Here is a 26,228-nt window from a genome sequence, read left to right on the forward strand (position 1 = left end):
AAAAAGAAGCCTCAACCCTTTGTACAAAAGGAATGGAGGTTTCTTTACTTGATTAATTTAACTTTAAATCAGAACAATGAACAATGAGAACTTGTAAATGTAACCGAGTAGTGTGCTCTGTAGTTGACACTCCCCCATTCATACAATTGATGTATTGGAAACTAACTTTCACTAATTTCTATTCCCCTCTTTCTAACCCGTTATTTTTTAAGGATTTTTTCACTCACTCTAGATATTGAAACTCATATTACTTATCTAGTTCTATATATGTTCCCTCTCCTCACTCATTTTGAACTTTCATTCTGCAAATACTACTTTTAACAGAGTTCTAATTCTATGATAATAAGTATGATTATTTTTTGTTATATTATATGCTTTCTTCGCAACCTGCTTCCTTTCATCCTCATGTACTAAATAGTAATCTATCTTTTCAATTAATTCTAAAGGAGATGAATATGTTTCAATTTCCTTACCTAGTTGAAAATAACGACTTAATTCTTGGCGTATATCTGTTAGTTGAAATGCACTACACGCAGATATTTCAAATGTACGAGGGTTAATTGACAGACCTGGAAGCTTATTACTGTTTTTGCTGAAAAACGTACTATCATCAAAGGAGCGATGATGGTTAATCACAATTTTAGATTGATTTATAAGGCTGGCTGATTCTTCGGGAGATAATATTGTATGACGGACCTTCTCAGAAAGTAAATGATAGTTTTTCATTCGATTCCAATGATACCCGACGATAATAACATTTTTTTTTGCAAGTGAGTGGGCAATTTCATCGAACATAGAAAGTCTATTATTCCAAGCTGCTCCCATAAAACAAACGTCTATATTTTGATTATTATTGTGTTGATAATGAAAATATTTCGTATTACTTGCGAGAGGTAAATAATGTACGTGAGGGATTCCAAGTAATTGATACTGGGAAACACAACTAATCTCTTGAGTGAACACGTATTGATAATAGGGAGCTATTTTACAGGAGACATCTGAAAAATAAGGGTCATCAGTAAACCAAACTGCTGTTTTGATACCCATTTCTCTAATAGCTTTTACTTGATCTGTAGGAAATGTATCACCCAGTAGTACCAGCACTAAGTCTGGTTTGATTTGAGCTGCTAGAATTACAATGTTCTCCTCTTGTTTTGCTATATATACTTCACGAACTTGATTTTTTAGCTGGTCCATTATCCCTTCATTAATAACTTCGTAAGTTCCTCTATATATTTTAGGAACGTATAGTACACTTTTATCATACAAATACTTTTCAACACCCGTTCTATTTACATCATCAACAAAATTTTCCATCTTCGCTTATCTCCCATCTTCCTCCTCATACAACGATGGTAATTATATTAAAAAATTAGTTATTAATAATTTTGATTCTACATATCTTTGTAATTAAAATTGTTTTTTACTCTTATGGAATCTTTCGATTAACAAAATAACTATTATCGTGACCTATTTCTTAAATGTTGTTTAATATGCTCTCAATACGTTCATTTACATCTCCAAACTTCGGATGGTTCTTAATTCTTCCACGGTATGTGAGAAGTGCAGATTTATATAAATCGTTACATTCAAGAAATCCATCTTCTCGTGCAGCAATTAAGATGTCTAACCATTCCTTGAATGAACTTGCTCCTATTTTATTGCTCGTTTGATCGGGATGTAATCGAAAATAACTTAGTGCTTCTGGAATGTATACGGCCTTTCCTTTGGATAGAAGTGATAACCAAGATGCTAAATCATTGACAAGTGAATATTGGTTTCCTTTATATATTCCGAATGGTTCAGTAAGATCTTTCTTTCTAAATAAAACAGTCGTTGGTTCACCTATCACATTAAGTCCACGGGTTAATGCCACATTCCCAAACATCGTTCCATCCATGATTCTCGTTTCCTGATAAAGTCTTGCCGTAGCCCATATTGGTGGTATAATGTCTCCTTTATTATTAATCGTTTGTCGATACGACGTAACAAGTGTAATATTATCAAATTCGTTGAAATAATAGAGCATTTTTTCAATTTTCTCTTTATGAAATACATCATCATCCATTAAGTAATTAATATATTCTCCGTTCGCGTGGTCGAAGCATTTATGCCAATTTTTTAGAAACAAATTTTGTTCGTTTTTATAATACTGAATAAAAGAATATGATTCTAAATATGGCTCTAACATTTTTTGAACTCGATCATCTGTACTATCATCACAGATAATAATTTCGATATTAGAATAAGTTTGTTCTAAAACACTTTTAATGGCTATTTCTAAAGTATCGGGACGGTTATAAGCAGGAATAACTACGCTTACTAATGGGAGTTTCACTGTGAACCCCTCCTTCTGCAAAGAATTATATTAATTTTTTTTTAAATTTTGCTGGAACACCTGCGCACATAGTGTGCTCAGGTACATCTTTATTGACAAATGCTCCCCCGCCAATGATGGACCAAGAGCCAATTGTAGTTTTTTCACGAATAGAAGAACCAATACCAATATAAGCACCTTCTTGGATTGTTACATTTCCTGCGATTTGTACACCAGGTGAAACTGTCACATAATCTTTCACTTTTATATCATGACTAATATTTGCTCCTCGATTTATAATTACAAAATTCCCTATCTCCACATTTGTTGTGATAATCGTTCCTTCGCAAATAATATTACCAATTCCTATTCGATTTCGCTTTGAAAGGAACACAGAAGGATGTACTATTGAATCAGCAAACTCAAAACCAAGATTCTCTGTTTTTTCAACAAAACGTTTTTTTAAATATGGGTCACCCACACCTGCACATACAATCTTCACATGATTTTTTAACGAGATGATATCTGGTAAATCTCCTAAAACCGGAATGCCATCCACGACTTGCCCTTTAACATTAGGGCGTTCATCTAAAAATCCGGTCACTTCCATCCCGATTATTTCACAAAGATGAAGAACTTCTCGTCCATGGCCACCACAACCCCATATTACGAGTGGTTTCAAGTTTAACCCAACCCTTCCACAATTCTCTGAACATCATCCTGCGTCATTTCTTCCCATAAAGGAAGACTGAGGATTTGTCTTGAGATTTTTTCCGTAACTGTTAAAGGAGTGTGAGGATACTTCTTAAAAATGGACTGCTGATGACAGGGTGGCGAGAAATATGTTCTAGCTTCGATGTGTTTCGTTGCTAGTGACTGAATAACAGCATCATTTTTTATATCTAACGGACAGCAAATCGGCATAAACTGATAAGGAATTTCTCCTTTCGTTTTCTGTAATTTCCATTCTTTCTCCAAAAACGCCTTTTGGTCGAGTAATTCAAAGTACCAAGTGTAGATTTGTTTTCTTGATTTTACTTTTTGTGGAAATTCATCTAGCGTGGATAAAGCAATGGCTGCCGTGTATTCCGACATTTTCCCATTTATCCCCTGTATAGTAGCTTCTTTTGTAGACGAAAAACCAAAATTCTCAGCTTGGCGAACCTGGGAAATTAAGTTCTTATTGGCGCTATAAAGTAGCCCTCCTTCACCTACACCAAATGCTTTAGTTGCATGGAAGCTAAACACAATACATCCTGGGAACCCCTTCCCAAAATAATTGTTATTCTCATTGACTCCGAAGCTAGAAGCAGCATCTACTACTACTGGTATACCAGACTCATGAATGTCTTGGTAAAAATCGAGGTTTATGTTTGTACCAAAAGTAGCATATGGAACAATTGCAGCAACTTGGTCACCGAGAGTATGTACCAACTCGCGAACTTGATTTTCATCCATACACCAGTCGTCTGGTTTGATATCTACAAAATAAGGTTGTAAACCACACCATAATGCAGCTAAAGGTGTTGCAGCAAAGGTGAAACTCGGGAGTAAAACATACTTCCCAATTGGTCTTTTGCATTGTGAAATTGCGGCTATTAATCCGATTGTCGCATTATTAACCGTTGTAACCGCCCCATCGCATTCATAATACTCTTCCAACACTCTTTGTTCGAAGCGGGAATTAAGGGGGCCGAAATTACTATATATTCTAGACTCCTCTATTTCTGTTAAATAAGGAAGCAGTGTCTCCTTTTTAACAAGGTTAGGTCGTAAAAATGGTGTTTGTTTCATAACGGACGAGATTTCAGCTCCTTTCTTCATCAAAAGAATGGAAAGAAATAATAGACAAAAACCTATTATTCATTTTCCATGATGAACGTTTTACGTTGTTACTCATACACATATCTATATGAACTAAATGGAATAATGTGATGATGAAGTGCATGAGTTATAGGAATAGTGTTCGATACCTAAATTTAGTTCGAACAATTTGAAAGGAGAATAGCCATGTCTATCGATCAAACGCCATTATTGACAATCCATCTTTTTATTTCTAAACAAAATACAACAGAAGAGTTAGAAGCACTGATAAAAAGGTTAGCTGAAAGCCACCTCATAGTAAAAATGTATGGACCTGAAGATAAATTATTAGACAGTCATCCCAAAAAACCTCGTGTCTATGTATCAGTAGGAGAAGGCTGGGAAGAATTTAAAACACTAATCGCGTTACCATTACATGAGAAAAAGCGTTGGCTACATTTTGATTCCCTTGCTAAGATAGAACCTTTCCATCTATTTTACTGTTGGCTCAAACATACCGACCCACTTCCTAATAAAAAGACGATTCCATCTACCCGTTTTAATTCCAATACACCATTAGTATCTGTGTTTACAGCTAGCTATAAGACCAAGGAGAAAATTCAACGGCCTTATCAGTCTTTACTAAAGCAAACGTATCCGAACTGGGAGTGGGTAATAGTAGATGACTCTGGCGATGACGATGAGACATATAATAAATTCCTTCGCCCATTAGATGATTCCAGAGTACGAAGATACCGCCAAGATGCCCGGAATGGTTACATAGGGGCAATTAAGAGGTATGCTGCAAGTTTATGTACTGGAGAGATATTAGTGGAGTTAGATCATGATGATGAGCTCACTCCTAGATGTTTGGAGAAAATCGTTCATGCATTTCAAGAGCACCCCGAATGTGGGTTTGTTTATGGAGATTGTACGGAGGTGTACGCAGAGAGTAATCATGCTCATTGGTACGGTTGGGACTGTGGTTTCGGATACAGCACCTACTATAGGGTTTGGCTACATGAAATGAATCGATGGCAAAATGTGCAAACACATACTACGATTAATTGGAGTACAATTCGTCATTTAGTGGGATTACCAAATCACCCTCGAGCTTGGACAAAAGAATGTTATCACCTGTTGGGTGGTCATCGTGATGAGTTGCTTGTTGCAGATGATTATGACCTACTTGTTCGTACGTTTTTATGTACGAAGTATGTGGCTATTCCAGATTTACTCTACATCCAATACCGAAATGAAGGTGGAAATAATTCTACTTTCATCAGAAATAAACAGATACAGATTCTTGTTAAGCAACTAAATAAATATTACAGCGATAGAATAGATAATAGATTGAAGGAACTGGATTTACCTAATCAGTTACCATATAGTCGTGTCTGGGAAACTCCAGAAAATAGTCCGGCTAGAAAATCAGCACATATTATTAATGAAGATAATTCAAAAGTTTCCATCTTGTTTCCTATTCCCCACTCAGATGCTACAAAAGAACATGATCAATTATTCAAGACACTTCAAAAAGGTTTTGCATCTGGATTTAAAGAAATGGAAATTGTTATTGTAGGACATATTCCAGAATCCGTTGAAGCATTTGCAGCGAAGGCTCCTATGGGTGCAATACGATGGTGGCCAATGGAGCTAACTGACTCAATAGAAACATGTATCCAATACGCTAAGTTTTGTAGCTCATGTAAGGAAAAAATTGTTGTTATACCCTGACCTTCTAATTCATATTAAAAAAGCTGGTTTCTAAAACGGAACTGGCTTTTCTCTATTTAAGAAGTTGAAACAGTTAATTTATAAAGACATTCGTCAATAAGAAACTCGCAAGGCGCCTGGAGCTAGACAACTATTAAAGTTCAAAAAAGTTATACTTTCTTGACTTTTTAATCAAAACTAAGAACAGTTCCCCAAACCAAATCATCTCCAATTACATAAGATAATTGTACGAGTTTTTATGACAAAAGCCTTTTAAAAAAGATGGTGAAAGAATGCTGAAAGTAAGTTGTATACTAACAAGCTATAATAGACCAAATGGGATACGTGAAGCTGTAGAAAGTGTACTAACGCAGACATACCCCCATTGGGAGCTAATCATAGTGGATGATAATTCCAACGAAGTTACAAAACGGGTAGTAAGAAAGCTTGTTAAGAAGGATTCTCGAATAAAACTAATTCAATCTGGAGTTAGTGATGAGGATCGGAATAAGACTGTTCGCTATGCAACCTGCATTAATCTTGCTATACCCCACATTACAGGAGATTTAGTAACATATTTAACAGATGATGATATATATTACCCTCAAAGATTTAGGAAAATGGTGGCAGTTTTTAACAAAAATCCTCACATACATGTTGTTTATGGTCGGCAACGTGTAGTACGTATGAATAATAAAAAAATTGTTAAAATATCCGTTCGACCATCTTTTGGGATCACTAAACGTCCCATGAGTAAGGTTGATCACAATTCTTTTATGCACAGACGTAGTTGCTTTGATAAAGTGAACGGATGGAACGATGACCCTCAATATTGGGGATATGCAGATGCGGTTTTCTTTAAAGAATTAGTTAATTATTGGAGCTTTCACCCTATTCATTATATAACAGATGAACACAGGATCCATCCTAAAGGAATTCAAGCTAAAATGAGGAAAAATAGAAAACCATGGGAAGAAAAAGACGCTGAATAGTTTTTAGCTGATTCTTGCTAGTATTAAAATGTAAACGTAATTTCCTAATTTAATTTTAATAACCACCTAATTTTTTTGTCTTGTGAGTTACGTATTTAGTTTTCGCAACATACACTACCAAAAGATAACTTTAAATATTAGGGGGTTATAAAATTGAAAGGGATTATTTTAGCTGGGGGTAGTGGCACTAGATTGCACCCTTTAACTCGCTTTATCTCCAAACATCTACTACCTATTTATGATAAACCAATGATATACTATCCCCTTTCTACACTAATGCTAGCTGGTATAAAAGAAATTTTAATTATTTCTACTCCACGGGACACTCCACATTACAAAGAATTATTAGGAAATGGTACAAATTTAGGTATTTCTATTAATTATGAAGTACAACCATCACCAGAGGGAATTGCACAAGCCTTCATTATTGGAGAGAAATTTATTGGTAGCGACCAAGTAGCGCTAATATTAGGTGATAACATATTTTATGGTTATCAATGTCAAAAGCTCATAGCTGAGGCGGTTAATCAAAAAAAAGGTGCTACTGTATTTGGTTATTACGTAAGTGACCCAAAACGGTTTGGAGTCGTTGACTTTTCAGAGAATGGAACTGTTACCTCCATTGAGGAAAAACCTTCTCAACCAAAATCGAATTATGCAGTAACTGGACTATATTTTTATGATAATCAAGTAGTAAATATTTCAAAGAATATCAGAAAATCTGCTAGAGGTGAGTTGGAGATTACAGATGTTAACAAAGCTTATCTTGGCAAAGGAGAACTAACAGTTAAATTACTAGATCAAGATAACTTTTGGATCGACACTGGAACACACCAGTCCTTATTTATGGCTTCCCAGTTAATAAAAAATATAGAAGAAACTCAAAATAAAAAGATTGCTTGTATTGAAGAAATAGCATTTGAAAAAGAGTATATTTCAAGTGGAAAGTTATATGATTTAGCGACGCCGTTAATGAAAAATGACTATGGAAATCATCTTATGAAGGTGTTGGAAAAAAGAAGTAAGTAAGAGGTGAAAAATGAATATAATAGCTACGAAGCTTCAAGGTGTATATATATTAGAACCTGCTGTGTATGATGACAACCGTGGTTTTTTTATGGAAAGCTATAATAAGAAAGTACTAAAAGAACAAAGTATAGATGTGAGCTTTGTTCAAGATAACCATTCCCTATCCACAGAAGCAGGAGTATTACGTGGTTTGCATTATCAGCTAAACCCTAGAGCACAGTCAAAGCTTGTTCGTGTGTGTTCGGGTGCAATTATTGATATAATTGTTGATCTTCGCCAAAACTCTGAAACTTTTGGTCAGTGGATTAGTGTTATGTTAAGTGAACAAAATAAACATCAAGTTTTCATTCCAAAGGGATTTGCACATGGATTTTGCACTATAGAGCCAAATACTCAGGTATTATATAAAGTAGATGAATACTACGAACCTAAACATGATCGAGGAATCATTTGGAACGATCCCTCCATTGGTATTCAATGGCCTACATCAACACCGATTTTATCTGAGAAGGATAGCAAACTTCCCTTATTAAAAAATGCGGAAATGAACTTTCTAATAAAGGAGTAAAAACCGATGAAATTACTTATCACAGGTGGAGCAGGATTTATCGGAAGTAATTTTATTCATTATTATCTTGAAAAGTATCCAGATACAGAAATTATAAATTTTGATAAACTGACTTATGCTGGAAATTTGGAAAACTTGGCTTCCTTACAAGGTTTTGCAAATTACTCCTTTATGAAAGGTGATATTACAAACAAGGAACTATTAGAATATGTAGTCAATATGTACAATATCGATATTATCGTAAATTTTGCTGCTGAATCACACGTTGACAGAAGTATTAATAGTTCAAAAGAATTTGTTACATCGAATATAGTTGGTACTCAAGTAATTTTAGATGTTGCTAAAGATAACGATATTCGCCTCATACAAATTTCAACGGATGAAGTTTATGGCTCTCTTGGACCAAGTGGTTATTTTACAGAAGATACCCCTTTATCTCCAAATAGTCCTTATTCGGCCAGTAAAGCAAGTGCTGATCTATTGGTCAGGTCGTATCATGAGACATTCGGCTTACATGTAAATATTACTCGCTGTTCAAACAATTATGGACCTTACCAATTTCCTGAAAAATTAATACCGCTCATGATCATTAACGCTTTAAAAGGAAAGAAGTTGCCTGTTTTTGGAGATGGTAGAAATATCCGAGATTGGCTACATGTGAGAGATCATTGCTCAGCAATTGACTCGGTTATTCATAAAGGAAAACCAGGTGAAGTATATAATATCGGTGGGTCTAATGAGCGTACGAATATTGAAATAGTAGAACATATTGTTAAATCTTTAGGAGTTTCAAATAAATTAATTACTTTTGTTAGTGATCGATTAGGGCATGATTATAGATACGCGATCGACTCTAGAAAAATAAGAGAAGAACTAGGTTGGAAGCCCCAATATTCATTTAACGAAGGAATAGTTGAAACCATTTCGTGGTACAAAACAAACGAGAATTGGTGGGGTAAATTAGTAAATTCTCAGAAAAACTTTTAATTAGATCCTTCTGTAATACCTACTATATATTGAGGTTCTTAGGTTATACTAGACCATAATACTGAGGTGAGTTAGATATTTCTACAGTACTTGTTACAGGTGCAGATGGTCAACTTGGATCAGACATTGTTTTGTTATTAAATCAATTAGGTTATAAAGTGCACGGAATGGGAAAGACCAAATTAGATGTTACTAATATGGATGAGGTTACAAAAGTGGTTTCTTTCTTACAGCCTGAGATTATTATTCATTGTGCTGCCTTTACCAATGTAGACAAAGCCGAGTCAGAACAAGACTCTGCCTTTCTTGTTAATGGAATTGCTACACGTAATATTGCCATAGCGGGAGAATTACATCACTCGAAGCTTGTTTATGTTAGTACAGATTACGTATTTGATGGATTTTCTACTGAACCGTATCATGAATTTTCACCAGTAAACCCCATCAATATCTATGGGAAATCCAAATTAGCTGGCGAAATGATGGTGAGAGATTTTCATACAAAATTTTTTATCGTCCGAACTTCGTGGGTATTTGGTAAGAATGGTAATAACTTTGTGAAAACGATGCTGAAGCTTTCTAAAGAAAGAGAGAAATTAAAAGTTGTAAATGACCAAATAGGATGCCCAACCTATACAATAGATCTTGCTAAGTATATTATCCAGCTGATGGAAACATCAAAATATGGAATTTACCATATAACAAATTCAGGAAACTGTTCTTGGTTTGAGTTTGCTGAAGAAATCTTTCGAGAAACAAACACTCCTATCAAACTTGAACCTTGCAAGACAGAAGATTTCCCAAGACCAGCTAGTCGCCCAAACTATTCTGTAATGGACAATTTGTCTCTTCGCATTCATCACTTTGACCCTATGCCACATTGGAAGAATGCTTTATCACGCTTTTTGTTAGATGCCAACTGAAATTAATCGAACATACAAGGTAATATGGAAAATTTATTAAGAATAAAAGAATTAGTGACTTTATATTCCATGCACGAATCATTGAAATCACTAATTCTTTTGACCTCTATTTCTTCTACCTTAGTAGTAAAAGAATACTGATACATAGGTACTAGTAGTGTAGGTGGATATTATATTGACTTAATAAACGACTAACAAGTATAAGAAGGTGAATCAATAGGTTTTACACAACCTTTGATACACCTGAAACATGGAAAATACTTATACTATCCAAATACTTTCTTATATAATAATAAAAGTCTTTTACGAAAATATCCGATACCATAGAAACGTTGAGATGCCTTTCGATTGGATTGAGAAACAGTACTACGAAGTATAGGGTTACATAGTAACCTCGATACTTTATGCTCAAGACCACGAATATTTCCCTTTTTAACAAGGAAGCGATTATTATTTGTTCTATTCATTTGTTCAATAATCCCACCGGAGTGGTATGCAACAACTGGCTTTCCAAAAGCTAGACTTTCTAAACAAACTAAAGAAAATCCTTCATCAACTAAACTAGGAATCACCATTATATCAATAGCTTCATAAATTAAATGAACATCCTCTACAAAAGAAAGTACATGGAACTTTTCCTTATGTCCTAAACTTTCCATTAACTTTTGACACTCCTCATAGTAAGCTGTATCTACAAGTTTCCCTACTATCAAGAAATGAACGTCGTTAACTGTATTACACAAAGAATTAGCCATTTTAATATAATGATCAAACCCTTTAAGCGGGGAAACGTAAGCAGCCATGCAACATACTAACCTATCAGAGTCTTTCAACTTTAGCCTATTTCGTAACTTATGCCTATTACCTTTTCTATAGTTAAACTTCTTCTCTTTCATATCAAATGTAGGATTTAACTTATAGAGCTTTTTTGTAGTACTTTCCTTTTTGAATGGACCCAACACTGCATTAGAAATTCCCACTATAAAGTCAGAGTAACGATTTATTAATTGAACAGCATCTGATGTAAACTCATTAACTTGCATCACCTCACACAAAAACCAAACAACAGGAACTCCCGCTTTTTTCGCAGCCATTGCTGGCATAGGATTCACAGTTGTATTTGTTATAACTAAATCTGCTTTCTTTTTCTTTATCATACCAGTAAGTTTTTGTATCGAATTATCTGAAAGGAAACTCTTTTCCTCTTTTAGTAATTTATCATTTGGATTCCAGATAGACCACAGCATAGGATATGGAATAATTTTCACTTCTACACCTAATTGTTCTATTTTTGCAGTTAACATACTCTTAAGAGGAGATATTAAAATACAATGATATTGACCTCTACTTTCTTTAATAACCGTAAATAAGTAATTTTCTGCACCTGTTATATGCGAATCTCCACCATTATGTGCGAAGAACAAAATTGTTTTCTTTGTACCATTTCTAATCTTCACTAAAATTAATCCCCTCTCTTACAATATAAGCCGTGCACTACTAGGTGAGGTCTAATCTCTAGTTTTTCTGTTTCTATAAACTATGCTCCCCGTGGAGATTTTCTTTTTTCGATTTCTCCCTTTTTTTCCCCCGCTTTTATAATAAGTCCATTGAAACGAGTTTCCTTTAGGGAAACATAAACGTTCTTCGTTTGTCATTCGAACCGCCCATTCTTCTTTTATCTTAAGTTTGTTTAGAACAACCTTATCTATCTCATGTAAATAGTTGTTCTGGCTCAGAAAATAACGCTTTGAATCAGTAAACAATATATTATTCGGAAGTATCACTCCCTCATTGTTTAATAAGTTCGATATGATAGGTCCTTCTTCAAATTGATTAAGATAATCTATTTCAAGTTCAATAACTTCTTCCATGGAAAAATGATATTTATCAAAAGCATGTTGATTAAATATCAATCTCTTTTTATGTTCCTGAATATAATAAATTTCATTATTGTTACTCGCGCTTACTAAACGACCATTTGGAAACAAAGAAGGATTATCATAAATACATTGATCAATGTTTGGCCCCATTTTATACTTATACAGGTTTGGATCGGGGATTTCAGTAATCCTGCTTTTATCAAAGCGAAGTTTCGGAAAAAATTCTTCGTCTATTTTTCTTCTCATATTATTTTCTATTAAATACACATCAGATAAGTATCCCTTAACCAATACTCCATCTGGTAACTCTTTTGGTAGATATTCATTTAAATTTTGAAATGAATATGGCGATTTATAACTAATATCTAATATTGAATTTATAGGATAAAACGATGAAAATTGATTAAGTCGAGTCCAGAAGGCAGCATCTCCGTTATGCCAATATATTGGATCATCATCCCAATAACTGTCATATCGCTTGTAGATTGAGTCTGCTATTTTTCTTGTATGCATGACAGAACAATGGTCAACTACATTTGCCGCATTAGTTAATATTCCCTTCGTATATCTAGTTTTTTCTGAAACTACATTTGCATCATGATCAAGTGTAATCACCTTTTGACTTGAATACACAACATCTAATGTAGGATTTGACTCCATTTCTTGTATCATCATTTCTAATCTATTCGAAATATACGTTGTATCATCTGTTAAATAAGAGATATATTTTCCTTTTGTTTTTGGAATAGCCTCATTAATCAATGTAGCATATCGAGTTGTCATATATCGTTTATCATCATCGATATTACTATTAATCACAGTAATTCTTTCATCGTCTACATATGTTTTAATGATTTGCAATGTTGCATCGTCTGACGCATCGTCCATGATAAATAATTCCCAATCTTTTCGTGTTTGATTTATTACACTTTCAATTGCGTTCCCTATAGTATTCGGTTTGTTGTAGCTCGTTAAAATAATTGAAACAATTGGCTGTACCATTGAATCACCACCTTAAAAAAACTCCATTTAGTTTTAAAAATAGTTTAGTTTCATGTATTCGTTAGATCACCTTATTATCATATTAAAAAAGGGAGGAAAGTTTACACTTTATCGCTTTTTTTCTAAATACTTTCTTTTATCTACAAGCTTTCATAGTTGCGCATCTCTATATCCCCTTTAATCAATTCAAGTGTTGCATTATCATAAAAATCTCAATTATTAGGTAATGTAATGGTATTATTTAATTCTTTGTATTATTTTTTCCTATTGATCACCTATTGGGACCTTTTGCTACTTATATACATATAATCTAACTATATAATTATTGGAGGGTAGCAAATGAATATATTATTCTCATATTTTATTCCAAGTGGTGGTGTGGAAACATTGAACAGGCAACGCTTTTATGCATTGCATCCCTATAATATAAATTGCCATTTTTTATATTTACAAGAAGGTAAGGGTCTACAGAATAAGATACAAGCCCCAATATTTATTAGTAATGATGACAAGGAAATAAATCATATAATAAAAAAAGGCGATTATGATGCTATCATTGTTAACACTGATATAAATCTATTAAAAAAAATTAAAGAGAGTGGTTATGAAGGGTTAGTCATATATGAAAATCAAGGATTAGGAAAAAACAAAGAATACGCTGACTACTATATTAGAAATCATGTAGCACCGATACTAAACCAATATTGCGATGCACTATTATATCCTAAGACGGCCCATCTAAAGAGTGCATTCGAAAAAAATTTCCCGAATATTCAAAAGTATTGCTTTCAAAATAGCTTTGACACAAAAGATTTTCACTACAGAAAAATACCTAAACATCCCCATCCAATTATAGGGTGGGTAGGTCGATTAGAAAAAAATAAAAATTGGCGTGAATTTCTTACTATAGGTGCTACGTTAATGAAAGAGAATCACAACATTAAGCTATGGATGTTTGAAGACAGTACATTAGCAGAAAAAGAAGAGCGAATTGCTTTTGAAAAGATGATTCTTAAACTGAAACTGAAAGAAAAGCTAAAAGTCTTTTCCAATCAACCTCATCATAAAATGTCTATGTTTTTATCCGAAATTGGAGATTCTGGAGGGTTCCTATGTTCCACATCTAAAGTGGAAGGGTTTGGATATGCAGTTCTAGAAGCGATGGCTTGTAAATGTCCAGTTCTAACAACTGATTCGGATGGAGTGAGGAGTTTAATTAAGCACAACAAAACAGGGAAATTATACCCTATTAATCATATTTCAAAAGCAAGTGTTGAGGCGAAAGAATTAATGTTTAATTATGAATTAAGAGATAAAATTAGAAAAACTGGAGTTCAACATATAAAAAGACATTTTTCTCCTGAACAGTATGCAGAGAAATTTATAAGAATGATTAATGAATTAAAACAAAGAAATAAATAAGGTACTTCCTATTGGTTAAAACGTTGTGGTAGTAAATTTAGGTATGACCTAAGATGTTTCTTATTTACAAGAAAGTGTAATATAGTAAGAGGTGACCTAAAGATATCTTTTCTTTTAGCCACCCTCTTACTTTTTTGTTGTTAAGGAAACTATATTTTTTTGACCTATGGATAACTAGTTGTGTCATGTAAAGAAGTCCAGCTCCAGAGCCTACTCGCTCGAGGTCAAATAACCTACCAGATAAAAAAGTGTAAGATCGCACTTTTAATCTGGCAGAACATTTATTGGTCGCTCCTGATCTTATAGTTCTTAAGTCGTGATCAATTTTTTCTTCTTTTTTGAGGATTGATTCCGTTCTTAAAATTAGTTCTTTTCTCCCCTTTTCTTCCAACTTTTCTTACAAATAATTTTAACTTCCGAGTATAATATAGTTTCATCGTTTTCATTTCCTTTATACTTTTTCTTAAACTATTATCATTAGTTACTTTATTTTGCGATACTTGAAGTTCCATCATCAGATTATTCAATGTTCTTACATTAGAATAATCATCTCTTTTTCCATAAACAATTGTATGAGGAGTATGGACTAACTTAATTCCCTCTCTAATTGCCATTTCTTCCGTTAAATTAGAAAATATATGATAAGTAATTCTTGGATCAATAATTTGTCTCAAAACTTTCGTTGTATTTGGATCATCACTATAGTCAATGATTAATATATTATAATTACTGTAAGTCTGTTCTAATAAGTTCTCCAATTGTTTTACTGCTCTACCAATCTTTGAATCGACCGGAAAAATTATCGTTACTTTACATGGAATTTTTCTGCGCAATCTCGCTTGTTTCTTAGCTAGGTTATAGAAATATCTCCATTTTCTTTTTTCAACGGTGGAACTATTTAATTGAGTAGAGATACTTAATGGGGAGTTATATCTATAGTCCATTAATACATCTTCTATATGAGTAATATCACATACTTCACTTAGACGTAACCAATATTCATAATCTTCCACTTGCGGAAATTGATATCCGTCAATCATTTTCGCAAAATGTTTTTTATACATAAAAGAGACTCCAATAAAGCAACATTCTAAAAGCTGATCTTTACGTTTTTTTTGAAAATCTAAAAGTGTTTCAGTAGGAATTTCTTTTAAATAGTTACCTGCTGCATCAATATAACGAAAGCAACTATAGGATAATCCAACATTGGGTGACGATTTTTTTAACGTCTCTCTATGTTTTTCTACAAAGTTTGGATAATAAATATTATCACTAGAAACCCACGTTAAGAATTTCACTTCTTCTTTTGTCATTAAATAATCAAAACCTGTGTTTAGTGCACTAGCTACTCCTTGATTTCTCTCCTTAACTATTAATCGGACTCTAGGATCACCATTTGTAACTTCTTTCATCACATTTATTGTTTCACTCGGAGCTCCATCTGAGACAATTACAAAATGAAAATTTCTATAACTTTGATCCAGAACTGTACGCAATGCCATTGTTAGATAGGATGGATCTTGCCTATATACTGGCATTACAATTCCTACATCCCACACTGTAATTCACTCCCAATTTTATTTTTTATTATTTGAATGTTCTTTTCGGAAATATTGAAATACATCGTCTATCGATGTGGAGAATGGTATGGTTGTCGTCCAACCTAAATCTCTCAATTTTCTTGGGTTTATTTGCACAGGTTTTTCCTTTACTTTTTGATGACTTTTAACTTTGAACTGAACCTTTGATATACTTTTCATCGTTTCAATTACATCCATTAATAAATAACTTTGCCCAGAGGCAATTTCATATGTTTCTCCTGAAACTCCTTTTTGGAAGAGAGTATTATATCCTTTAATTACGTCTCTAACATCAATAAAATCTCGTTGTATATATGGATTATTAATCGCAATTTCTCTTGATATTTCTTCATTGTGTTCCATTCGCACTATTTGTCTAGCTATGATAGAGCAAACTCCATTTGAAGGACCTGGTCCAATGATGTTAGAAGGCTTTGCGATAACAACATCTACTCCATATAACTTATTCCAAGACTTTGCAACTAGCACTTGTAAAGATTTACTTAGACTATAGGGGTGAGTAAGAGTAGTTACATCATCTAGATCGAATTGAAGCGCTGATCCTACAACAATGATTTTGCTTGTTATACGTTCTTTACGCATTGCCTCAATTAAATAACTAGTTGTTAACATATTCGCTTGTATAGATTCTATTGGTTTTTCCCAGGAATCCGCTACATGATTTTGTCCCGCTAAATGTAGAACATACCTTGGCTTCGTTTTGTTAATAAGTTTTTCTACTTCAAATTGATCTGTCAAATCACAATACTCTGTTACAATATTATCATTAACAGAAAGCTTATTTCTTTTGACTGCAATTACTTCATAGCCTGCTTCTTCAAAATATTCGCAGGCATGATGACCTGTAAATCCACCTGCACCTGTTATGAGTATTCTCATTTGTAATCCAACCAGTCTTTTAACTCTACTAACATATCCTCATAACTTGGAACATGATATTGAAAGTCTGTTCTTGTGTTTCTTAACGTACGATTAATAACTACACTTTCATCAGGAATTATTTCAATATCCTCTTTTTCAAACACATCTTTCATTAACATTAATAAGTCATACTTTGATATTTTCTTCGGGGAGCATAAGTGATATAGTCCACTCGGATCCTCTTTAATTATTTCATCCATTGCCTTAGCAAGTTCTAGTGTTGTCACACCGTTCCATAAAGCTTTCTTATACCCTTTCACTTTTCCATTCTGCTTCATAAACCATTGAAATAACCCAATCCCATCCTCTTTTAGCTCTGGTCCTATGATGGAAGTTCGAATGGTTACATGTTTATCATTTATTATTTCTCCTTGTTGCTTTGATTTGGAATAAACCGAAACTCCATCGGTTATGTCCGTTTCTACGTAGTCTCCCTTATCTCCTAGAAATACACAGTCGGTGCTAATTTGAATCAGTTTCCCCCGATGTTGCTCCATTATTTCCTTTAATTGCTGAGGTAGTAAACTATTAACATGGAAGGCTAAAGTAGGATTGTTAGCAGCATGGTGATTTAATATTCCAGTACAATTTATGATTATTGTGGGTTTCAAGAATTTAACTAGTTCCTCTAGTTCTTGACGATTAGTCACATCTAAAAAGAATCCATTTTTATCATTAATATCTCTACAAGTATAAAATATTTCATACTCTTTTTTTCTCTGCAAATAGTTAGTAATGAAATGACCTGCCATCCCTTTGCCACCAAGAATTAGTATCCTCATTATATAAAACTTCCTTTTTCTAGCATCTTTTTAATTTCTCCCCTTGAAAGTAAATCGTTACTAGAATTATAATTTATTAGTTTTGCAGGCTTATAGGTAGAATAATGTTCTAGCAATCCATCAATATGAATGGTAGGTAATATAACAAAATACTCATCATCATAGGAAATAGTATGGTCACATTCGTATGATGAGAGAAGTAATTCATGAATTTTTTCTCCTGGACGAACTCCTAAAATGTCTATTTCTAAATTGGATACCCCTGCTGCTTCTGCAAGAACGTAAGCAAGATCAACAATTTTAAACGCAGGCATTTTCATAACAAATGTTTCTCCTCCCCTACTATCAGCGATGGCTTTAAACACAAGCTTCACAGCTTCTTCAATAGTGAGGAAAAACCTGGTCATATTGATATCGGTAATTCCGATTTTCTTTTTTTCCTTTATTTGTCTCTTGAATACGTGAATAACACTGCCGTTAGTTCCAAGTACATTCCCTCCGCGAATACAGACAAACTTAGTCTTTGCTTTCAACGTATTAGCGTGAATGATTAACTTTTCTCCCATGGCTTTAGTTAAGCCATAAAAGTTCGATGGATTTGATGCTTTATCTGTGGATATATAAATGACTTTTTTCACATCTGCTTTTATTGCGACATCGATTATATTCTGTGTTCCAATTACATTTGTTTTTAAGGCTTCAATTGGTTGGTCTTCACATACGGGAACATGTTTTAAAGCCGCTAGATGAAAGATAAAGTCAATATCAATACATGCATCTAATAATGATTCTTTCTCCTTAATATCACCAATAATAAATGAAAGGGTTGCATTGTTATAGAATTCTTGCTTCATTAAAAATTGATTTGATTCATTTCTCGAAAAGATCCGAATTTCTTTCGGCTTATAAGTCAACAGCTGTCTCACCAATTCATTCCCCCATGAGCCAGTACCTCCTGTAATTAGAATTACTTTATCCTTAAACACCATGAAAACCTCCCAAAATAATCTTAGCAACTTTGTCAGAAACGTCCTTTTCCTCATATCCATTTGGTAACAACCAGTTTTTTGGTTGATTGACCATTATCTGAACGGCACTTACAATCTGACTAGCATTAATGCCTGAAAGCATGTTACTACCACACTCAATCGTTTCTGGACGTTCAGTTGTTTTTCTGATAGTAACTGTTGGAATCCGAAAAATACAGCATTCTTCTTGAACTGTCCCGCTATCAGTTATTACACAATAGGCGTTCTTCTCCAGTTTAATAAAATCAAAAAATCCAAATGGCTCATGAAATTCAACCAATGGGTGTATGTTTATTGAATGCATTTCCTCGATGCGAGATTTCGTACGCGGATGTATGCTACAAATAATCCTTTTGTTGAATGAATCAGCTACAAAATTCATCCCTTTTATTATTTCTGCTAAACTATTTTTATTATCTACGTTCTCCGCCCTATGAACTGTTAGAAGAAAATAATCTTCATTATTAAGGTGTAATTTAGATGCTATTCTACTTTGTTCTATCTCTTTTTCATAATACTTAATAACTTCATAGATTGGATTTCCAGATATAAAGATTCTGTTTATGGGGACGCCTTCTCTTAATAAATTTTCTTTACTTCGTTGTGTATAAGGTAAGTTAAATGTGGAAATTGTATCAATTACACGGCGATTTAGCTCTTCTGGAACTTCTAAATCAAAGCATCTATTCCCAGCTTCCATATGAACGACTCGTATCCCCATTCTTTCAGCCAGCAAAGCACTTAGTCCACTATTTGTATCACCTAGCACAACAACTTTATCAGGTTTTTCGTCTATAAAAATCTCTTCCAATCTTTTATACATTATTGCTAGTTGCTCACCCAACGTTTGCTGTTTATTTATAAGTACATAGTCTGGCTTACGAAGATTTAATTGTTCAAAGAAAATATCACTTAGTGAAGCTGTGAAATTTTGTCCTGTATGCACTAATACATGATCAACATATTTATCTAACTTTTTTATAACTAAACTTAAGCGAATTATTTCTGGTCGCGTGCCTAAAATTGTCATCACCTTCATATTTGTTCTCCTTTCTTATTAACTTATAAAAAAGAGACACTACTTTTAAAATATGCAAACCGAGTTCCATTGCTATAGGCTGTTTCATGCTTATTTGAAATATAGATATTCGTTTGAAAGTAGCACACCTTCTATTATCATTGTTCATACCATAGAACATATTGTAATAAAAAAGGAAAGAGTGTGATAAAAATGAATAAAAACCAAATTTTAGTACACTTGCATATGCCAAAAACAGGTGGAACATCATTAAAGAATATAATAAAAAAAAATATAGACCCTCATCGTAATCTTGATGTTTATGTTGAACATGAAAAAAGAGAGAGAATAATGCGTACTATTCACTCTAATCAATTTGATTGTATCCAGGGGCATTTTCCCTATGGAATTCATAAATATATACCATGCCCATTTACGTATATAACAATGCTAAGAGATCCCATCGATCGAATAGTTTCAGAGTATTACTTTATAAAGAATAATAAAAAGCATGAGCTTCATCATGTTGTACAACACCTAAGTTTAGAGGAATACCAAAACCAACCTCAAAACAGAAATCTACAAACAAGACTTATATCAGGTCATATGTCTGATCCATTGACTATTGCCGATGTGAACAAAGCGAAAGAAAATATAGAGAAACATTTTTCGGTTGTAGGTATTACAGAAATGTTTGATGAATCATTATTATTAATGGAGAAAAAGTTTGGATGGAAAAACGTGAAAAATCGAAAACAAAACGCTACAAAAAAAAGACCTGCTCTCACAAGTCTTTCACCTAAGACACTAACTTTAATTAAAAGAAATAATAACCTGGATAATATACTTTATCAATTTGCTAAGAGAGATTTGTTAGTTAAGTTGAAATATCTTCATAGTAATTCCAAAACAAGGGTTTCTACTTCGCCTCATAAAATAAACAAAAACCGAAATGGATAATCTACTCCACTTCGGTTTTTTACTGTAGGATTCATCTTCTCTTTGATTTTTAAACTTTTATTCTTTTTTTGTCTGACTTTCCATTGTGAACTTTTTTTGAATTTGTTTTTCAGAAGATTTTTTTCTACTTAATTGGTACGAGGATCTTGCTTTGATATCACTTTTAGGATGTAATCGATTCAAAGGATTTTTTCCCTTTTGAGTTAAGCTAGCACCATTTGATTCCACCTGAAACTTATTCACTTTATTTTCCATACTAAACGAATTATTTTTAATTGCCTCTTTATTTGGATAAGCCTCTACTTGAGCGTCGAATAAGCTTTTTAGGTTGCTAAAACTTGATGGTTGTTTATTTCTTTGGTCTCGCTTCTGCTCATATTCCCTATTTTCATCCCTATTTTGTGCTATTGTAGTATCCTCTGTTGTTTCTATGAAGTTACTAGATTCAAGTAATTTCTCTTGGTTAGAACTCTCATTAGTTTCTTCTAAAAGCTGATGTTCTGAACGTATTTCACTTGTCATCGCTTTATCATTTTCCAATAAATACGATATATCTTCTTTTACCTGTTTCATAGAACTATTTAGAGTATCTAATTCACATTTAAATTTATCAAGTTCAAGCTTACTATTGTCTAACTCTAGTTTTTCTTTCATAAGCTGAACTTCTTCTGTTAATAAAGATACTTGTTTTTTCAAATCATTGTATTCCTTCTTTGTAAATAAGTATTCTTCTAACACATCGCCACCTTTTACTGCTTCTAATATTTGTCTATAAGATAATAGCTTATCTTTTAACATATCCATACTTACAGGTTTGCTTAAATTATCCAGATTCATTTCATCATCACTCCCTATTTTTATTTTAGTTTCAAATATAAAATTCGTGATCACTATGTCTAGAATATACAAACATAGATGATAGGTCTTAACCTAGATTTCAAAATTATCCCGAATGATGTAACCAACTATTTTATCTCGTCATATGATACAAGTGAAAAGAAAAAATATTTTTATATGGAGGTGTTTGCACTATGCAAGCTGACAAATTAAAGGGCGGCCAAGAGCTTCTCTGTATCAATACTACAAAAGTATATGATTGGATTATTAATGAGGCTGAATTTGATATAACGTTAGATGATGTAGATCTACCAAATGATTTAGACTGTGATGATATTGATTCAGTTACTTGTGAAGTTGAACCTACTGACTATACTGTATTGAGTAGAGAAGATCGACCTTTCGTCATTGATGGAACACAAGTTACACTTCAGCAAGTTTTGATCCAAAAATCGTTCGATGTTACTGTTATAGTAACAACAAACGGGCAAGAGGTGGAAGCTGGAACATTCCCTTTTAGCCGTTGTGAAAAAGTAATACTATGTGCTCCAGAAGGTACAGATATTACTATTGACTATACAGATGTCGATTGCTTCGTATGTGTATTTAATTGTGACGATGCTACTCCAGGAGCAAGTCTAGACTTAGGAATTACTGTTCGACTTTGTCAAAGCATTCAATCAACATTCCCAGTAACGGTTGAATTGTTTGCCGATTTCTGTGAGCCTAGAGAAAGTATACAACCAATTGTATCAGGATGCCCAGAGCCTATTCGCCCACCACAATGTCCTGTACTTTTCCCTACCAATAGTAATGAATAATAATTATTACTATGCATACAGATAATGAGAGGAAATATTTCCTCTCATTATTTTTTTATGGGGTGGAACAATGGAAAAAGTTCAATATGAAGAGGTAAGAAAAAAAATCAAACAATTAAATAATGAAACTTCTTCCTATTTATTGGAAATAAAAAGATTATTACAAACAAGAAAGCAAAAATACGAGTTGAAATTAATAAGTTATTTTAGCTTTTCGTTAAATTTTGCTCATGAAAAAGATCAAGAAAGTCTAATTATTGGTACTTATCATATTCATAACCTAGGGAGTAAATTACTATCAAATCCGTATATATGTATTAAGCTTGGATCAGATTCACCTTTCTCCTTTTCTGGAAAATATATAAATAAGGCTTCCCAATCGATAAAAACAAATAATTCTTGGGAAAGAATAAATGATCAACAAAACAAATTCGAATATTGGCTAAGGCCAACAGATAAAAAAGCAATTGAACCTGGTGAAGTTATTTCGTTTTCCAACTTCCAACTGAGTTGGAGTTATAGAGAATCATATTCTGGTAGTGTCTTAGGTTTTACTTATACAGATGAAATGAAAGATGGTTTACCTGCAGTTAATCAGATTTATATTAATGGTTCTTAAGGCGAGGAGGACAAAATGAAAAAAACTCATCCAAAAGAAAAAGAATTATTATATAAACAAGTATCTCGTCATTACTTACAAAGTTTACTAGTACATTTAAAAGAAAATAGGCAGGAAAATAAAAGTTTTATATATTTAGAAAATGACACATTACATACACTCTTATTATTATTATTGAAAAGGACTAATCTAGAATATGACAACTTGGAGAGTAGAACTTTTCGTGAACATGAAGAAGTACCAAAAGAACTTCTTGATGAACTTACGAATGCCATTAATATTAACAAAAAATATTTTGAGGAAATTATCGAGCACATAAAGAAGGTTAGTTATTAATTAACTACCTTTGAAATATTTATGTAGTATGATCTTCGTTGTGTAGATCACTTACTTTACAAATATTAATAGTATTAAAACGGGGGGGGGGCGGACATCATCGTAAATAAAAGTATGAAATCAGTAGATTCTTTACAACTTCAACAAAAAATCATTTATTATAAAGCAGAATTAGCTAAGTACCAAAATAAAGTCAGTATGTATGAAAATGATTACCACTATTCTCAGCTAAAACAATTAAAAGAGGAAAACCTGGAATTATTAAAAGAAAAAAGTGCATTGCAACAGGAAATTAATACAATCCATGAGCATTACCAAAAAGAAATAGAAAACATCAAAGTGGATGATCTTCATGCTACTAAAGATCATCTGGATAGTAATGAATTAGTGGAACAATTAAAGGATAAAGATGACATAATCTCACAGATGCAGGAAGAAATGGAAAGATTACAGATGAAATATAAGTCATTACAAGCAAACTACGATAAGTTATTTAACGAAAACATAACAAGTGACTTTGCTCATCAAAGCAAAGAAACTAGCTTTCAAGAATTGGAGATTCTGACTAAATTAGATAATCATTTTAAGAATCTTATTGAATTATCTTTAAATAATGATAAAGAAACAAATCCAAAATTTGACCTTATTGATGAATTAGAAATGAGAATTGAAGAGATTACAACAGAGATTAATCAATTACAAAATGAAATTGATTCAACCAACACAAATGAAGAAAACTCATAAAAATTCAGTCTGTTTATTTAACCATTATTCTGAGTAGGGCATTTCTTTTTCTTAACGGTATATTGCCCTACTCATTAATGTAAGAACCAAGAACTTTCAAATCTTAGCGAGGAAAAAATTAGTTGGTCTACATTTTCTTATTCTTCTCTTTTAAGCCCTCTTAAACAGCAGCCTTTAGATTTTACTTTAACTTTTTTAACTTCTTTTTTGGAAACCACCACTTCACTAACTACTTTAGTTTGTCGTTTAACATTTCTATTGATAACAATAGGTTGATACTCTTTCATGTCATCACTCCTTTACCATAATATTAAATTCATATATAATTTTCCTTTAAATAGCATATTCAAAGAACTTTCATTTTGTTTAGACTTTTAGGTATTCCCTACTACATCAACTTGTGACATCTTACTATTCAATCTTTGCTTGAATAAACGATGCTGCGCCAGCAATAGCAAGCAATAATAATACTAGATTTAATCCTGGAATATATTGATAAATCAACACAACGACTAGTGAAGCCCAAATTCCAACACACCAATGGCAGCTAAGTAACATTCCTATCCAATAGTGCAGGCCCCCACGCCTAATTTCAACCGTTTCCAGTAAATCTCCCTCATCATTCTTTTCATAAGTTATCTTTAAAAAAGGATTGCGTATAAAAGTAGTTATTTCATCAAATACAATCAACCTTGTAAGGCGAAAAGTGGCTAAAATTAAAATGATTAACTCCATCCAAGTAATATCACTCATTTTCATTCTCCTCATCTAAAAAGTAATATTTTTCTTTCTTTTCTTTTGCTTCACCAACGTGCCCTCTTTATCATACGATACAATAAAATTTTTGAGACTTTTTTAAGAAAGAATAGGTTATTCTTTTCTTTATTCACTTGGCACTTTATTAATTGGAAAATGGGTAATGCTCCAAACATATCAAAGAAAAAAATGAAGGTGTGGCTTCAGTAATAGAGGAAATTATCTTAAAGAGGAATTAATAAGGTCCGTGGAATATGATAGAATATGTTTCATGCAAATCGAATTTACTGAAATAACCGAATTGAAGGAAGAAGGTTTGAATACCTGAACATATAAGAGTTTTAAAATAACATTTTAAAAAATTATTGCTTTAAGTGTAGCTATCTCCTCATGTCCTGAAAACCGACTTTCTCACTGTTTATGTGAAAACGAAACTCACATCCACAAGTAAAAAAACCCCTCCTCCCTTTAATCGTTTCACTTCACTCCAAAATATTCAATTATTATTTGGGCACGAAAACATAAAACATTCTCATCCATACAGAATACGATAATCATAGAGGGTGTGGTGATGGTGACAAAACATAATCCAGGAGATGAGAGAACTCTCGAAACCATTAGCAGAATACATCGTAATCTCGCCATTATTACCGCAATATTATTATTAACTGGCCAAATATCCATTATGGGGGTTTTTGTAACTCCACGGGGATTTCGAGTTACGATGGCAGGACCCATTACTGGGTTAAGCAGAATTGAAAGTAAAACAGGTAACATATTTGTAAATGTGGGTATATCAGTAATAAATATCCTTATTGCAAAAATGTTATTAATGGAGCAATTTTCCATAACAGGGAGTGCCCTTACTCCTCAAGGTTTTACAATCAATGCAGGCGGACCAATATTAGGTGTACCAAGGGTCAAAGCTAAAATACCTAAAATAGATGGTCTATTTAATGACCTTGATAATATCCATCAATTAACTTGCACATTCCTTGGTGTAGATCCTAAGGTTACAAGAAAGAAGAAAACGAGGTGATAATGTGCCCTTGAATGAAATTCCTGCAATAAAAGGATCTAAGACAACCTCATTTATAATTGGAATGTCAATTATTATCTTCATATACTTCTTTACCGATTTCAAAGACGAACCTTAATGAATTGTC

Annotated in this window: 27 protein-coding genes; 13 read left to right on the forward strand and 14 right to left on the reverse strand. The window is 33.0% G+C overall.

Features of this window, described 5'->3' with window-relative positions:
- Window positions 1-297 precede the first annotated feature (297 nt).
- From ACERII_RS06450 to ACERII_RS06465, 4 genes are all read right to left on the reverse strand, one after another.
- On the reverse strand, window positions 298-1,317 hold the full coding sequence (locus ACERII_RS06450) for a CgeB family protein (RefSeq protein WP_373640935.1): 1,020 nt from the start codon (window positions 1,315-1,317) through the stop codon (window positions 298-300).
- A gap of 160 nt (window positions 1,318-1,477) precedes the next feature.
- On the reverse strand, window positions 1,478-2,338 hold the full coding sequence (locus ACERII_RS06455) for a glycosyltransferase family 2 protein (RefSeq protein WP_373640936.1): 861 nt from the start codon (window positions 2,336-2,338) through the stop codon (window positions 1,478-1,480).
- 25 nt (window positions 2,339-2,363) lie between these two features.
- The gene (locus ACERII_RS06460) at window positions 2,364-2,999 is read right to left on the reverse strand and encodes an acetyltransferase (RefSeq protein ID WP_373640938.1); all 636 of its coding nucleotides are present in this window, start codon (window positions 2,997-2,999) and stop codon (window positions 2,364-2,366) included.
- Window positions 3,000-3,001: 2 nt separating this feature from the next.
- Window positions 3,002-4,111 carry a DegT/DnrJ/EryC1/StrS family aminotransferase gene (locus tag ACERII_RS06465; RefSeq protein WP_373640940.1) on the reverse strand — a complete coding sequence of 370 codons (1,110 nt, stop codon included), beginning with the start codon at window positions 4,109-4,111 and terminating at the stop codon, window positions 3,002-3,004.
- A 216-nt stretch (window positions 4,112-4,327) separates the two neighbouring features.
- Between ACERII_RS06465 and ACERII_RS06470 the strand changes: the two genes are divergently transcribed.
- The 6 genes from ACERII_RS06470 to rfbD all read left to right on the forward strand — a co-directional run bounded on the left by ACERII_RS06470 (window position 4,328) and on the right by rfbD (window position 10,335).
- On the forward strand, window positions 4,328-5,857 hold the full coding sequence (locus ACERII_RS06470) for a glycosyltransferase (RefSeq protein ID WP_373640942.1): 1,530 nt from the start codon (window positions 4,328-4,330) through the stop codon (window positions 5,855-5,857).
- A 272-nt stretch (window positions 5,858-6,129) separates the two neighbouring features.
- On the forward strand, window positions 6,130-6,828 hold the full coding sequence (locus tag ACERII_RS06475; protein ID WP_373640943.1) for a glycosyltransferase family 2 protein: 699 nt from the start codon (window positions 6,130-6,132) through the stop codon (window positions 6,826-6,828).
- Window positions 6,829-6,981: 153 nt separating this feature from the next.
- Window positions 6,982-7,857: a glucose-1-phosphate thymidylyltransferase RfbA gene (gene rfbA / locus ACERII_RS06480; protein ID WP_373640944.1), complete on the forward strand. Its 876-nt coding sequence runs from the start codon at window positions 6,982-6,984 to the stop codon at window positions 7,855-7,857.
- Between the two features lie 10 nt (window positions 7,858-7,867).
- The gene (gene rfbC / locus ACERII_RS06485; RefSeq protein ID WP_373640946.1) at window positions 7,868-8,425 is read left to right on the forward strand and encodes a dTDP-4-dehydrorhamnose 3,5-epimerase; all 558 of its coding nucleotides are present in this window, start codon (window positions 7,868-7,870) and stop codon (window positions 8,423-8,425) included.
- A gap of 6 nt (window positions 8,426-8,431) precedes the next feature.
- Window positions 8,432-9,412: a dTDP-glucose 4,6-dehydratase gene (gene rfbB, locus ACERII_RS06490; RefSeq protein WP_373640947.1), complete on the forward strand. Its 981-nt coding sequence runs from the start codon at window positions 8,432-8,434 to the stop codon at window positions 9,410-9,412.
- A 77-nt stretch (window positions 9,413-9,489) separates the two neighbouring features.
- Entirely contained in the window at window positions 9,490-10,335 is an 846-nt protein-coding gene (gene rfbD / locus ACERII_RS06495; RefSeq protein ID WP_373641134.1) for a dTDP-4-dehydrorhamnose reductase, read from the forward strand.
- A gap of 266 nt (window positions 10,336-10,601) precedes the next feature.
- Here rfbD and ACERII_RS06500 read toward each other — a convergent pair whose 3' ends face one another.
- Both ACERII_RS06500 and ACERII_RS06505 read right to left on the reverse strand, forming a co-directional pair.
- Entirely contained in the window at window positions 10,602-11,792 is a 1,191-nt protein-coding gene (locus tag ACERII_RS06500; protein ID WP_373640949.1) for a glycosyltransferase family 4 protein, read from the reverse strand.
- Between the two features lie 51 nt (window positions 11,793-11,843).
- Window positions 11,844-13,217 carry a glycosyltransferase family 2 protein gene (locus ACERII_RS06505; RefSeq protein ID WP_373640950.1) on the reverse strand — a complete coding sequence of 458 codons (1,374 nt, stop codon included), beginning with the start codon at window positions 13,215-13,217 and terminating at the stop codon, window positions 11,844-11,846.
- Window positions 13,218-13,556: 339 nt separating this feature from the next.
- Between ACERII_RS06505 and ACERII_RS06510 the strand changes: the two genes are divergently transcribed.
- Entirely contained in the window at window positions 13,557-14,639 is a 1,083-nt protein-coding gene (locus ACERII_RS06510; RefSeq protein ID WP_373640952.1) for a glycosyltransferase family 4 protein, read from the forward strand.
- 320 nt (window positions 14,640-14,959) lie between these two features.
- Here ACERII_RS06510 and ACERII_RS06515 read toward each other — a convergent pair whose 3' ends face one another.
- From ACERII_RS06515 to wecB, 5 genes are read right to left on the reverse strand one after another with little or no spacing between them, the layout of a single operon-like run.
- Window positions 14,960-16,198 carry a glycosyltransferase gene (locus ACERII_RS06515; RefSeq protein ID WP_373640953.1) on the reverse strand — a complete coding sequence of 413 codons (1,239 nt, stop codon included), beginning with the start codon at window positions 16,196-16,198 and terminating at the stop codon, window positions 14,960-14,962.
- Window positions 16,199-16,216: 18 nt separating this feature from the next.
- Window positions 16,217-17,119, reverse strand: a complete 903-nt coding sequence (locus ACERII_RS06520) for an NAD-dependent epimerase/dehydratase family protein (RefSeq protein ID WP_373640955.1) — start codon at window positions 17,117-17,119, stop codon at window positions 16,217-16,219.
- Window positions 17,116-17,943 carry a dTDP-4-dehydrorhamnose reductase family protein gene (locus tag ACERII_RS06525; RefSeq protein ID WP_373640957.1) on the reverse strand — a complete coding sequence of 276 codons (828 nt, stop codon included), beginning with the start codon at window positions 17,941-17,943 and terminating at the stop codon, window positions 17,116-17,118. The genes ACERII_RS06520 and ACERII_RS06525 overlap by 4 nt, the downstream gene beginning before the upstream one ends.
- Window positions 17,943-18,932 (reverse strand): polysaccharide biosynthesis protein, encoded by a 990-nt coding sequence (locus tag ACERII_RS06530; protein WP_373640959.1) that lies wholly within the window; start codon window positions 18,930-18,932, stop codon window positions 17,943-17,945. The genes ACERII_RS06525 and ACERII_RS06530 overlap by 1 nt, the downstream gene beginning before the upstream one ends.
- Complete coding sequence (gene wecB, locus ACERII_RS06535) at window positions 18,922-20,010, reverse strand: non-hydrolyzing UDP-N-acetylglucosamine 2-epimerase (RefSeq protein WP_373640961.1); 1,089 nt, start codon at window positions 20,008-20,010, stop codon at window positions 18,922-18,924. The genes ACERII_RS06530 and wecB overlap by 11 nt, the downstream gene beginning before the upstream one ends.
- A gap of 192 nt (window positions 20,011-20,202) precedes the next feature.
- Here wecB and ACERII_RS06540 point away from each other — a divergent pair, with 192 nt between their 5' ends.
- Complete coding sequence (locus tag ACERII_RS06540) at window positions 20,203-20,949, forward strand: sulfotransferase family 2 domain-containing protein (RefSeq protein WP_373640962.1); 747 nt, start codon at window positions 20,203-20,205, stop codon at window positions 20,947-20,949.
- 57 nt (window positions 20,950-21,006) lie between these two features.
- Here the strand turns inward: ACERII_RS06540 and ACERII_RS06545 are convergent, their stop codons facing one another.
- On the reverse strand, window positions 21,007-21,786 hold the full coding sequence (locus tag ACERII_RS06545) for a hypothetical protein (protein WP_373640964.1): 780 nt from the start codon (window positions 21,784-21,786) through the stop codon (window positions 21,007-21,009).
- 194 nt (window positions 21,787-21,980) lie between these two features.
- Here ACERII_RS06545 and ACERII_RS06550 point away from each other — a divergent pair, with 194 nt between their 5' ends.
- From ACERII_RS06550 to ACERII_RS06565, 4 genes are all read left to right on the forward strand, one after another.
- On the forward strand, window positions 21,981-22,607 hold the full coding sequence (locus tag ACERII_RS06550) for a BMQ_0737 family morphogenetic spore coat protein (RefSeq protein ID WP_373640966.1): 627 nt from the start codon (window positions 21,981-21,983) through the stop codon (window positions 22,605-22,607).
- A 70-nt stretch (window positions 22,608-22,677) separates the two neighbouring features.
- Window positions 22,678-23,226, forward strand: a complete 549-nt coding sequence (locus ACERII_RS06555; RefSeq protein ID WP_373640968.1) for a hypothetical protein — start codon at window positions 22,678-22,680, stop codon at window positions 23,224-23,226.
- Window positions 23,227-23,241: 15 nt separating this feature from the next.
- Window positions 23,242-23,562 carry a hypothetical protein gene (locus ACERII_RS06560; protein WP_373640970.1) on the forward strand — a complete coding sequence of 107 codons (321 nt, stop codon included), beginning with the start codon at window positions 23,242-23,244 and terminating at the stop codon, window positions 23,560-23,562.
- 114 nt (window positions 23,563-23,676) lie between these two features.
- A complete protein-coding gene (locus ACERII_RS06565; RefSeq protein ID WP_373640972.1) occupies window positions 23,677-24,306 on the forward strand; it encodes a hypothetical protein in 630 nt (209 codons plus the stop codon).
- Between the two features lie 137 nt (window positions 24,307-24,443).
- Here ACERII_RS06565 and ACERII_RS06570 read toward each other — a convergent pair whose 3' ends face one another.
- Together ACERII_RS06570 and ACERII_RS06575 are read right to left on the reverse strand one after the other, a co-directional pair.
- Complete coding sequence (locus ACERII_RS06570; RefSeq protein WP_373640974.1) at window positions 24,444-24,593, reverse strand: hypothetical protein; 150 nt, start codon at window positions 24,591-24,593, stop codon at window positions 24,444-24,446.
- Between the two features lie 124 nt (window positions 24,594-24,717).
- Window positions 24,718-25,059: a DUF1360 domain-containing protein gene (locus ACERII_RS06575; RefSeq protein WP_373640976.1), complete on the reverse strand. Its 342-nt coding sequence runs from the start codon at window positions 25,057-25,059 to the stop codon at window positions 24,718-24,720.
- 577 nt (window positions 25,060-25,636) lie between these two features.
- Between ACERII_RS06575 and ACERII_RS06580 the strand changes: the two genes are divergently transcribed.
- The gene (locus ACERII_RS06580; protein WP_373640977.1) at window positions 25,637-26,101 is read left to right on the forward strand and encodes a hypothetical protein; all 465 of its coding nucleotides are present in this window, start codon (window positions 25,637-25,639) and stop codon (window positions 26,099-26,101) included.
- The last annotated feature ends 127 nt before the right edge of the window (window positions 26,102-26,228 follow it).

The sequence above is a fragment of the Evansella sp. AB-rgal1 genome, assembly GCF_041820985.1.
In the GTDB taxonomy this organism is placed as follows: Bacteria; Bacillota; Bacilli; order Bacillales; family Salisediminibacteriaceae; genus Evansella.